The 11,294-nt window shown below is 40.5% G+C and carries 11 protein-coding genes; 10 read left to right on the top strand and 1 reads right to left on the bottom strand.

Features of this window, described 5'->3' with window-relative positions:
* Positions 1–15 precede the first annotated feature (15 nt).
* Positions 16–1,989: a S9 family peptidase gene (locus MHH44_RS17820; protein ID WP_340799255.1), complete on the top strand. Its 1,974-nt coding sequence runs from the start codon at positions 16–18 to the stop codon at positions 1,987–1,989.
* Between the two features lie 50 nt (positions 1,990–2,039).
* On the opposite strand, the gene MHH44_RS17815 is transcribed toward MHH44_RS17820, so the two are convergent.
* On the bottom strand, positions 2,040–2,816 hold the full coding sequence (locus MHH44_RS17815) for an enoyl-CoA hydratase-related protein (RefSeq protein ID WP_014822759.1): 777 nt from the start codon (positions 2,814–2,816) through the stop codon (positions 2,040–2,042).
* A 119-nt stretch (positions 2,817–2,935) separates the two neighbouring features.
* Between MHH44_RS17815 and MHH44_RS17810 the strand changes: the two genes are divergently transcribed.
* From MHH44_RS17810 to hisG, 9 genes are all read left to right on the top strand, one after another.
* On the top strand, positions 2,936–4,174 hold the full coding sequence (locus MHH44_RS17810) for an EAL and HDOD domain-containing protein (protein WP_340799254.1): 1,239 nt from the start codon (positions 2,936–2,938) through the stop codon (positions 4,172–4,174).
* Between the two features lie 117 nt (positions 4,175–4,291).
* Entirely contained in the window at positions 4,292–5,146 is an 855-nt protein-coding gene (locus tag MHH44_RS17805; RefSeq protein WP_008406428.1) for a YitT family protein, read from the top strand.
* 51 nt (positions 5,147–5,197) lie between these two features.
* A complete protein-coding gene (gene cccB, locus MHH44_RS17800) occupies positions 5,198–5,509 on the top strand; it encodes a cytochrome c551 (RefSeq protein ID WP_014822762.1) in 312 nt (103 codons plus the stop codon).
* A gap of 172 nt (positions 5,510–5,681) precedes the next feature.
* Positions 5,682–6,620 carry an HPr(Ser) kinase/phosphatase gene (gene hprK, locus MHH44_RS17795; protein WP_008406426.1) on the top strand — a complete coding sequence of 313 codons (939 nt, stop codon included), beginning with the start codon at positions 5,682–5,684 and terminating at the stop codon, positions 6,618–6,620.
* Positions 6,621–6,643: 23 nt separating this feature from the next.
* Entirely contained in the window at positions 6,644–7,525 is an 882-nt protein-coding gene (lgt, locus tag MHH44_RS17790) for a prolipoprotein diacylglyceryl transferase (RefSeq protein ID WP_065216724.1), read from the top strand.
* Between the two features lie 183 nt (positions 7,526–7,708).
* On the top strand, positions 7,709–8,350 hold the full coding sequence (gene ppaX, locus MHH44_RS17785) for a pyrophosphatase PpaX (protein WP_340799253.1): 642 nt from the start codon (positions 7,709–7,711) through the stop codon (positions 8,348–8,350).
* A 2-nt stretch (positions 8,351–8,352) separates the two neighbouring features.
* Entirely contained in the window at positions 8,353–8,883 is a 531-nt protein-coding gene (locus MHH44_RS17780; RefSeq protein WP_008406423.1) for an acyltransferase, read from the top strand.
* Positions 8,884–9,491: 608 nt separating this feature from the next.
* Positions 9,492–10,652 (top strand): ATP phosphoribosyltransferase regulatory subunit, encoded by a 1,161-nt coding sequence (locus MHH44_RS17775; RefSeq protein ID WP_340735698.1) that lies wholly within the window; start codon positions 9,492–9,494, stop codon positions 10,650–10,652.
* 4 nt (positions 10,653–10,656) lie between these two features.
* On the top strand, positions 10,657–11,280 hold the full coding sequence (hisG, locus tag MHH44_RS17770; RefSeq protein WP_008406420.1) for an ATP phosphoribosyltransferase: 624 nt from the start codon (positions 10,657–10,659) through the stop codon (positions 11,278–11,280).
* The last annotated feature ends 14 nt before the right edge of the window (positions 11,281–11,294 follow it).

The raw sequence follows: 11,294 nt of genomic DNA, 5'->3' as shown, positions 1-11,294 counted from the left end.
TGAAGAGGTGTTTTAATGACAAAGTATATGACAAAAGAAAGCTTATTCGAAATTCAATCCATTGCAAATCCGGTACTTGCGCCAAATGAGCAAGAGGCGGTATTTATTCGTACACATATTAATGAAAAAGAGAATAATTACAATGCCCATCTGTTCCACATTGACCTGGAATCAGGGGAAATAACGCAATGGACTTACGGTAATGAACGTGTCTCAAGCCCACAGTGGTCAACAGACGGCAAACAAGTCGCATTTTTAGTGAAACGCAATGAAAAACAGCAACTATACATATTAAACCGTCGTGGCGGGGAAGCACAGGAAATTACGACACTTCCAAATGGCGTCAATTCATTTTTATGGAGTCCTTGTGGCGAGAAAGTTTGGATCACAAGCACAGTTAAAAAAGGGTTGGACATTACGAAAGAGGAAGAAAAAGAAGATACGAAATTCCCGAAAGCCTATGTCGTCGACAAAATGAAATACAAAGCAGATAGTGTCGGGTTATTGAAGCAGGACCGCTATTCACAAATTGCTGCTGTAGACTTGGCATCAAAAGAAGTGAATACTTTTACAGAAGGAAATTATTCACATAGTCTACAAGGCATTTCACATGACGGGAAAACATTGGTGATCGGTGTGAATCGTGAAGAAAATACGGATAATGTATTCCGTACACCGCTTTACCTAGTAGATGTAGATACGAAAGAAGAAACGGTACTAATTGAGGAAGATGGCTACTTTGGTGGTGCTGAGTTTTCATTTGATGACCGTTATATTGCATTTGGCGGTTCGGATCATACATTCAGAAATGCAACACATGGCCATGTCTATATTTATGATACAGAAACGAAAACAACACAACAGCTGACAGAGATGCTGGACTTGCCGGTTGGTGATTATGGTGTTGCAGACATTCAGCAAGGTGTATCGACTCCATCTGTAATGTGGACGGAAAACAATGATTTGTATTTCCAAGTATCTACACAAGGGGATATTCGCTTATATTATGCAACGTTAGAGGGCGCACTTTATCCTGCGTCACCTGAAAATGAGCATGTATATGGCTATGCAATCTTTAAAAACGGCAACCGTGCATTATTGACGGTGTCCAATGGAACATTCCCTGGGGAGTTGTTTGACTTTGATATTACAACAGGTGAGCGCAAGCAGTTAACAACATTTAACGAAAAGTTTTTAAATGAGACTACGCTGTCAGAACCGGAAGCGATTTCGTATACATCAAAAGACGGTTTGACTGTACATGGCTGGATTATGAAGCCTGCACAGTATACAGAAGGAGAAAAATATCCATTAATTGTTGAAGTACACGGCGGACCGCATACTTTATATGCGAATACGTTTTTCCATGAGATGCAGCTATTGGCGGCGAAAGGGTATGGTGTGCTTTATGTGAACCCACGAGGCAGTCATGGCTACAGTCAGGAATTTGTTGATGGTGTGCGCGGTAACTATGGTGATGGAGACTACGAAGATATAATGGCTGGTGTTGATTATGCACTCGAAAATTATTCATGGATTGATGAGTCACGTTTAGGGATTACTGGCGGAAGCTATGGCGGCTTTATGACGAACTGGGTTGTTGGTCATACGAACCGCTTTAAAGCAGCTGTTACCCAACGTTCAATCTCAAATTGGATCAGCTTCTACGGCGTATCGGATATCGGTTATTATTTCTCGGAATGGCAAATGCTCGCAGATATGAATGATGTGGAAAAACTGTGGCACCATTCACCATTAAAATATGCGGCTAATGTGGAAACACCGCTGCTTATTTTACACAGTGAACGTGATTTCCGCTGCCCGATTGAGCAGGCTGAGCAACTTTATATTACGCTTAAGAGCATGGGCAAAGAGGTCGGTTTCGTCCGTTTCCCTGAATGTGACCACAACTTATCACGTACAGGTATCCCGAACTTACGATTAGAACGACTTGAGCAAATTACAGGCTGGTTTGAGAAATATTTATAAAATACAAACAGGGTGTCCCATTGGCGGGCACCCTGTTTATATGAGTGGGTTTATCTACCTTTAAACTGAGGTGGCCTTTTTTCAGCAAAGGCATTCAGAGCTTCAATGCGGTCTTCGGTTGGAATCGTCAGTTCATAGGCTTTTCGTTCAATTTGAAGACCTGTTTGAATATCTGTTTTCATCCCTTGTTTTACAGCAAATTTAGCCTGCTGGATCGCAATCGGCGCATTTCTTAAAATAAGTGCGGCAAAGTCGGCCGTCACTTCATGTAAACTTTCGACCGGTGCCACTTTTGTAACAACCCCATAGTCAAGTGCTTCATGCGCAGTCATCCGCTTTGCTGTCAAAATAAGCTCCAATGCTTTCGCTTCACCGATTAAGCGCGGCAGTCGCTGTGTTCCGCCTGCACCCGGGATGATGCCTAAGCCTGTTTCCGTTAAGCCAAGTGAAACTGTATCAGCAGCGATACGGAAATCACAGGCAAGTGCAAGCTCAAGTCCACCGCCGAAGGCATAGCCGTTTAGTACACAAATCGTCGGTTGTGGTAATTGCTCAATAAGCGTAAATACTTCCCCGAATCGATTTAAGTTGCGTTTTACAAGTGTATCCGGCAATGTTTTACGTTCTTTTAAGTCCGCACCAACTGAAAAGGCTTTATCACCGGAACCTGTAATAATGACAAGACGAATGTCAGGGTGGATTTGAATGGATTCCATGACATTGCGTAATTGTTCCAGCATTTCATAATTAAAGGCGTTTAACATATCGGGGCGATCAAGTGTTACATATGCAATAAAGTCCTTTTGCTCATATTTTACAGTGTTCACATTTACTGCCTCCTTGAATTTTGTTAATCTAGTTTTATAGTACATTGGAAGATTGTAAAATAACAGCAATTTCCATAATAAATAGAGAGAAAATAAACGAGTATTGGGGAAATTACAAAATGGAAGTATTTGTTGGGCGACAACCTATATTTAACAAACATGAAGAAATCGTAGCATATGAGTTGTTGTATCGAAATAATTACACCAACCAGTTTCCGAATATTGATGCAGATAAAGCAACCGTTGAGCTGATCATCAATTCATTTCTTTCGATTGGCATTAAGGAGCTGGCCAATGGAAAGCCATCTTTCATTAACTTTACGGAAAACCTGATTATGCAGGATTCAATAGACGTTATTGAACCCGAACAAATTGTCATTGAAATATTGGAAAATATTCCGATTACAATGGAATTGATCGAACGGCTCAAACAATTAAAAAATGCGGGAAATAAAATTGCGCTTGATGATTTTGTCATTAATGATGAAGTTTTGATCTATGATGAACTCTTTCCGCAAATCGATTATATAAAAATCGATTTTTTACATAGTGGTGAACATGAGAGAACTGCAATTGAAAATACAATTAAATCGAAATTTCCTCATATTAAGCTATTGGCAGAAAAAGTAGAGACGCGTGAGCAGTATAATATTGCTAAACAATCGGGCTATTCTTTATTTCAAGGCTATTTTTTTGAAAAGCCGCAAATACTGACAGCGACAGACATACCGGCAAATCTGTTTCAATATTTTCAGATTATCTCGTTGTTGCGGGATGATGAGGCCAATATCGATGTATTGGCGAATCATATTGAACGAGAAATTTCATTATCGTACCGGTTGCTCAAATTAATCAATGGTTCATCAAGACGTTCGAAAACGAAAGTCCGCTCGATTAAACAGGCTATATTATTACTAGGTTTAACGGAGTTGCGGAGATGGATTTATTTACTGGCGATGCGGGAATCGGACGTGAATCGAAATAATGATGTGTTTCAGGAGTTAATGTATGCATCGTTGTTCAGAGCAAAAGTCTGTGAAAAAGTTGCACGTCGTAACTACAAAAAGAATTTCTCGGAATATTTTTTAGTTGGTCTGTTTTCATTGATTGATTCTTTATTAAAACGGCCTATGAATGCAATTGTTTCGCAGTTGCCGCTATCGGAAACGATTTTGGAAACAATCTCAGGTGAACATACGGAAATGACGCCGTATTTACAATTTGGGACGGCTTTAAGCAAATTGGACTGGGAAAGTATTATTCCATTATCTCGTAAATTAAACATACCGGTCGAAGGGCTATTGCCGATGTATGAAGAAGTGAAAGCATGGGTAGATGAGGCACTAATAATCCAATAAAAAGTAATAAAGAAGGCGTCCTTTTGTAGGGCGCTTTTCCTTTAGTTTGATGAAGTTCTCATTTTATGTAGGATTTGTTATAATTCAATGGAATTTACAAAAGAAGCGAGGATTTGTATGACATATAGCTCACAGACTTCACTGAAAAACAGTGTAATGGAATATGTATTTGTCATTGTTGGCGCAGCAATTATTGCGTTTGGCTTTAATGTGTTTCTATTTCCAAACCAAGTCGCATCCGGCGGAGTAAGCGGGATCAGTACGATCTTGCATGGAATGTTCGGATGGAATGCCGGGATTGTTCAATATGCATTCAATATTCCTTTATTTATAGCTGGCGTGCTTGTATTAGGAAAAAAATTCGGGATTAAATCCTTTATTGGTACAATCACCCTTCCTTTTTTCGTTATATTAACGGAGAGCTGGGATCCTTGGACGCTGAATCCATTATTAGGGGCTATTTTTGGCGGGATTGTTGTCGGTTTAGGGATAGGTCTTGTTTTTAAAGGGAATGCTTCAACTGGTGGTACGGATTTGCTTGCCCAAATTATTACGAAGTATACAGGCTTAACATTAGGGACAAGCGTACTGTTAATCGATGGCCTCATTGCGGTAAGTGCAGCAATTGTGTTTGACCTTGAAAAAGGATTGTATGCGTTAATCGGCCTATATGTCACGACAAAAACGATTGATATTGTGCAGCTAGGTTTTAGCCAATCGAAAATGGTTTACATTATTACACAAAAAGAAACGGATGTGCGCGATGCGATTTATAAAGAGATCAATCGCGGGATTACAAGGCTTCCGGCATTTGGCGGGTATACAGGTGAGGAGCGCCCGGTTTTAATGGTCGTTGTTTATCAAACAGAGTTCACAAGGTTGAAACAAGTATTGAAAACCGTTGATCCTCAAGCATTTGTCATCGTTTCGGACGCCTATGAAGTGCTAGGCGAAGGTTTCAAAAAAGTATAAGTTTGTTATAATCAGTAGTGGAATAAAAGTTCATTTTTGGAGGGGTTCAGAATGAAAAAGAGTTTACTTACATTAGTTTTCGGTTCAGCAATTTTCCTTGCTGCATGCGGTGGAGATGATTCGGCTTCAAACGGCGAAACAGCTGAAATCGACGGGAAAAGTGTTGTTCAGCAATCATGCGCAACATGCCATGGCGGTCAATTACAAGGCGGCAATGCGCCAGCGTTGAATCAATTAGGGGCAAAATATTCGGAAGAAGAGATTTTGGATATTATTTTAAATGGTAAAGACCGTATGCCTGGTGGAATTGTTAAAGGCGAAAAGGCGGAAGCAGCTGCAGAGTATTTATCAACATTAAAGTAATGTGTACATAAAAAAGATGGAGCTTTTTTTGCTTCATCTTTTTTTACCTTTTCAGCGAATTGCTAAATAATGTGATTGATAATTTAAAAAACTAAGCGCGTTATATATTGGAAATGGGATAGACATGATAAAATACAGTGGAGATGCTAGAAGATAGGAGCGTACCAAATTTATGATTCAAGTAATTGCGAAAGATGTTATGGAAAAGTTTAATTTGGAGCTAGTCAGTGGGGAAGCCGGAGTTGGGCGATACATAACGACGAGTGATATATCCCGCCCAGGTTTGGAAATGGCCGGCTATTTTACACATTATCCAGCTGATCGTGTTCAGCTGTTAGGTAAAACAGAGCTCTCATTTTTCGAAATGTTGCCTGAAGAGGAAAAAAGAAGCCGGATGAAGCAGCTTTGTTCGGATGAAACACCAGCGATTATTATTTCGCGCGATTTGGACGTGCCTCAGGAACTGATTGATGCATCGAATGAAAATCATGTCCCTGTGCTCGTGACAAAGCTGACGACAACTAGATTTTCAAGCCGGTTAACGAACTTTTTGGAAAGCAAGCTTGCGCCAACAACTGCCATTCATGGCGTACTCGTTGATGTTTATGGAATTGGTGTACTTATCATTGGTAAAAGTGGTGTCGGGAAAAGTGAGACGGCACTCGAGCTTGTGAAAAAAGGGCATCGGTTAGTGGCAGATGATAGTGTGGAAATTCGTCAGGAAGGCGAAAACATGCTTGTTGGATTCCCGCCTCCATTATTGGAACATCTGCTGGAAATTCGCGGTATCGGCATTATCGATATTATGACATTGTTCGGTGCAAGTGCGGTGCGTCCTTACAAGCGGATTACTTTGATAATAGAGCTTGAAAATTGGGATCCGGATAAGTTTTATGATCGTCTAGGTTTGGATGAGGAGAAAATGAAAATTATTGATTCAGAAGTAACGAAGCTGACAATTCCAGTACAGCCAGGTCGAAATGTATCAGTAATTATCGAAGTAGCTGCGATGAATTACCGTCTGAAGAAAATGGGAGTCAATGCAGCTGAGGAATTTTCACGTCGTCTGGACGATATGCTTGTTCCAAATGATGAAATAGACGATTATTAATATGTAGTTGAAGGGAGAAGTTTATGGTTACAAATTTATTAGCAATTAATCCGGTGGCATTCCACTTAGGACCAATACCGGTGAACTGGTACGGAATCATTATCGGGCTCGGTATTGTCGTTGCCTATTTTCTCGCACAAAAAGAGTCGGTCCGCCGTGGATTAGATCCTGAGTTTTTCGCCGATCTGCTCATTTGGGCGATTCCGATTTCCATTCTTTCAGCCCGCGTGTATTACGTTGTGATGAAGTGGGACTACTATAGTCAACATCCGGGTAGTATCATTCAAATTTGGAATGGCGGTATTGCGATCCATGGTGCATTAATCGGTGCGTTTATTACAGCATACATATTTACGAAAAAGCGTAAAGTGAGCTTCTTGAAACTGGCCGATATTGCGGCACCAAGTATTCTCGTTGGTCAAATTATTGGGCGATGGGGCAATTTCGTGAATCAGGAAGCTTATGGCGGCCCTGTATCACGAGAATTTTTGGAAGGTTTGTTTTTACCGAATTGGCTGATCGAACAAATGTACATTAGCGAAGATGGGAACTATGTACATCCGACTTTCTTGTATGAATCATTATGGAATGTAGTCGGTTTAGTCATTTTGCTGTTTGCCCGCAAATTAAACTGGCGACGCGGCGAAATGTTTTTCTTCTATTTAATCTGGTATTCAATCGGACGTTTCTACATCGAAGGCTTACGTACAGATAGCTTATACTTAGTGGGCGATTTGCGCTCTGCTCAAGTTGTTTCGATCATCGGTATTACAGTCGGTATTATTGCCATTGTTTATCGCCGTATGAAAGTAAAACCGGTTATCCACTATTTAGATGAGGAAAAACCTGCTGCGACGAAAAAGAAAAATAATACTACTAATAAAATGAAGAGCAAGAAAAAATAATTCTGCTGTGAAGTTAAATAAGTAGAACGAAAAATATTAAAGCTGGTTGATTGGAATAGAGGGAGGCGACACCTGCAGAAAGCGTCCTTCCTTGAAATCAACCCCCTTTAATAGGGAAAATAAATATTCTTAACACCGTTTGCATTAGTGCGAGCGGTTTTTTAAAAGGGAGCATTCTTCAGTATGAAAACGAAAGCATTGCTGTTTGATTTTGACGGCACATTATTAAATACAAACGATTTAATCATCCAGACATTCATGTATATTTTTGACGAAAAATTTCCCGGGCAATATTCGACAGAAGACTGCCTAAGATTCATTGGTCCGTCATTAAAACAGACGTTTGACGAATTAACACCTGGTGAAACCGATGTTATGATCGGGAAATATAAAGAGTGGAACGCCATCAACCATGACCGTTTAGTAACAAGCTATGATGCAGTAGTCGAAACATTGGAAGAGCTCCATAAATTAGGGGTCAAAATGGCGATTGTTTCAACGAAGAGCAGAGAAAGTCTTGCTCGTGGTTTAAAAGTACTTTGTGCGGAACAGTTCTTTGATGTTATTGTCGGGTTAGATGACGTGAAGCATGTGAAACCACATCCGGAACCGGTTCTGTTAGCATTGCAAAAGCTAGGTATTGAAAAAGAGGAAGCGATTATGATTGGCGACAATTCACATGATATTGAGGGCGGACAAAATGCAGGTGTGCGAACAGCGGGGGTTGCGTGGTCTGCCAAAGGTGTCGATTATTTAATGTCCTATGAGCCAACCTATATGCTTCATCATATGCGTGATTTATTGGAAATTGTGAAAGGGGAGTAGGCATGCGCAGAACAGAACGCTACAAAGTTCAAGGTGCGAATTCATTATGGAAAGTTTATAATACCGTTTCCTTTTGGAAAGTAATGAAATGTTTTATTGTTATTCAAATTGGACGGGTTACTCCAGTTATGGCCTGGAAAAACTGGCTGTACCGCTCGTTTTTAAAAATGAAAATCGGCAAGCAGACATCCTTGGCATTGATGGTAATGCCTGATTCCATGTTTCCAGAACGCATTTCAGTTGGTGATAATTCGATCATTGGGTTTAATACGACCATTTTAGCACATGAATATTTAATCGAAGAATACCGATTAGGTGATGTCGAAATTGGCAGCAATGTGATGGTTGGTGCAAACTCAACCATTTTACCAGGTGTGAAAATTGGAGACGGTGCAATCGTTTCTGCCGCGACATTGGTTCATAAAGACGTACCAGCTGGCGCAATGGCAGGCGGCAACCCGATGCGCATTATTTTTACCGCGGAACAAATGGCAGAACGAAAAATGAATGACAAGCCAGTTTGGCATAATTGAATGCAGAATGAGGTTGGGACAGAAGTAGAAATACCGTTTATTAAGAAGAAAACCCTTATTAAGAAATGGATATTTTATAAAATTGATTGGAATGAAGGGCGAGTGTAGCTGACGGCTATGCCTTTCGCTACAAGCAAGCTTCCTGCGGGAATAGCAAAATTTTTTTGCGATAAAGCGAAGCGCCAGGAGCACCGACGCCTGAGACTTAGGAACAAAAGCTAAGAGCGCCACGTCCTGTGGCAACGCTTTTGTGACCAACATCGTGTTGGCCCCACACCACGCCCGCGGAAAGCATCCCGGAATGGAAATCAATTTTTAACGCTCAGAAAAAATGCTATTTTTCTTTTCAAAGAAAAGTAGCATTTTTTGGTTATTTGCTTACGCTCATTTTTTTATGTCTTTTCCACCAGAAAACTTAAATTGCCAAAATATGATGTATAATATAAAAATATATCAGAAAATTAAATTAACTAAATATTTGTATGAATCCATTGACTACAAACATAAGTAGCAGTAAAATACTTTCATACACTAGTGATTTAACACTCTAGTATACTAAAGTGTAGTATACAGACTTTTACCAAGTATAAAAATTAGGATGTGTGAAAATGTCATCGATTAAAATGTTTGAAAAGCCACTTGGAATGCGTGATACATTACCGGAAATCTATGAAAAACTAGAATTAATCCGCTCGACAGGACGAGCACTGCTGCGTGAACGCGGCTATGAATTAATTAAAACACCATCTGTAGAATATTATGATACGGTCGGGAAAGCATCTGCAATTTCCGATGCCCGACTTTTTAAATTAGTGGACAGCCAAGGGAATACGCTTGTACTAAGACCTGATATGACAACACCGATTGCCCGTGTTGCGACTTCGAAATTACTGAAAGAAAAAATTCCGCAACGTCTTGCCTATTTTGCCAATGTATTCCGTGCGCAGCAGCGTGAAGGGGGACGCCCGGCTGAATTTGATCAAATGGGAATCGAACTGATCGGCGACAATTCTGTGTATGCTGATGCGGAAGTGATCATGACGGCAATCGATTTAGTAAAGGCGTATCAAATTACAGATTTCAAAGTAACAATTGGACATGCAGGTGTATTGAGCTGCATTTTAAAGGACTATACAGAAAGTGATGCACAAGCAGATGATTTAAATGATCTTCTCGTTCAACGAAATTTTGTCGGGTTTGAAGAAGCCGTATTGGCATTTGATTTACCGAAAACAAAATCCGATGCGCTGTTAGCCTATATTGCAGATGCAATCAGCCTACCTTCTATTGAAGCAATTGAAAAATATGTGCGCAAAAATGATGCGCTGGAATATATGCGAAACTTGGCAAGAATTTTGGATGCTGCCGGTTATGAAGAGTACATCGCATTTGATTTTACATTATCAAGCCATATGAGTTATTACACAGGAATGTTATTTGAAGTGTTTGCTTCAGGCAGTGGGTTCCCGTTAGGAAATGGCGGACGTTATGACGGCTTAATGCAGCACTTTGGCTCACAAGTTGGGGCAACAGGCTTTGGTTTACGCGTTGACCGTGTCTTTGAAGCAATGCCAAAAATCAAAGTTGAAAAAGATGAAGTACTTGTATTGTTCACGGCAGAGCGTTTTGCTGAAGCACTGGAGGCAGTACAACAGTTGCGCGCACAAGGAAAGCAAGTGACATTCCAATCCTATGAAGGCATCGAAAATATCGAGGCATTAAAAGCACACTTTAAAATAATTAATGAATACAATAGCAGGGAGGCGTAAACAAATGACACAGCTAACAATTGCGATGCCAAAAGGCCGTATTTTTGAAGAAGCTTATGAAATGTTGCTTGAGGCTGGCTTTAACCTTCCTGAAGAAGTGGAAATGTCGCGTAAACTCATGATTGAAATACCTGAGGAAAACATCAGCTTTATTTTAGCGAAACCGATGGACGTACCGGTTTATGTTGAGCATGGGGTGGCAGATATCGGAATTGCGGGTAAAGATGTATTACTGGAGCAACGCCGAACTGTCCATGAGCTGCTCGATTTAAAAATTAGCGAATGCTATATTGCTTCAGCGGGTTTGCCGAATACAACAATTAACGAGATTGCGCCGCGCATTGCGACGAAATATCCGAATATTGCGATGAAGTATTATAAAGGAATCGGCGAGCAGGTTGAGATTATTGAGCTGAACGGATCGATTGAACTGGCACCGATGATCGGTCTTGCGGATCGTATTGTCGACATCGTTTCAACGGGACGTACATTGAAGGAAAATGGCTTAGTGGAATATGAACATATTGCCGAAGTTTCATCCCGTTTAATCGCCAATCCTGTAAGCTATCGCATGAAAAGTGACCGCATTCAAGATTTAGTGACACGCTTGAAAAAATGTGTGAAATAAGAGGGGCCAATGAG

It is taken from the genome of Solibacillus sp. FSL K6-1126 (assembly GCF_038003445.1).
GTDB lineage: Bacteria > Bacillota > Bacilli > Bacillales_A > Planococcaceae > Solibacillus > Solibacillus silvestris.
Note: the sequence above shows the minus strand (reverse complement) of the source record. Positions and strands in the feature narration are given on the sequence as shown.

Coding starts and splice junctions, on each gene's coding strand:
- MHH44_RS17820 (WP_340799255.1), top strand. CDS start 16: ATGACAAAGTATATGACAAAAGAAAGCTTATTCGAAATTCAATCCATT.
- MHH44_RS17810 (WP_340799254.1), top strand. CDS start 2,936: ATGGAAGTATTTGTTGGGCGACAACCTATATTTAACAAACATGAAGAA.
- MHH44_RS17805 (WP_008406428.1), top strand. CDS start 4,292: ATGACATATAGCTCACAGACTTCACTGAAAAACAGTGTAATGGAATAT.
- cccB (WP_014822762.1), top strand. CDS start 5,198: ATGAAAAAGAGTTTACTTACATTAGTTTTCGGTTCAGCAATTTTCCTT.
- hprK (WP_008406426.1), top strand. CDS start 5,682: ATGATTCAAGTAATTGCGAAAGATGTTATGGAAAAGTTTAATTTGGAG.
- lgt (WP_065216724.1), top strand. CDS start 6,644: ATGGTTACAAATTTATTAGCAATTAATCCGGTGGCATTCCACTTAGGA.
- ppaX (WP_340799253.1), top strand. CDS start 7,709: ATGAAAACGAAAGCATTGCTGTTTGATTTTGACGGCACATTATTAAAT.
- MHH44_RS17780 (WP_008406423.1), top strand. CDS start 8,353: ATGCGCAGAACAGAACGCTACAAAGTTCAAGGTGCGAATTCATTATGG.
- MHH44_RS17775 (WP_340735698.1), top strand. CDS start 9,492: ATGTCATCGATTAAAATGTTTGAAAAGCCACTTGGAATGCGTGATACA.
- hisG (WP_008406420.1), top strand. CDS start 10,657: ATGACACAGCTAACAATTGCGATGCCAAAAGGCCGTATTTTTGAAGAA.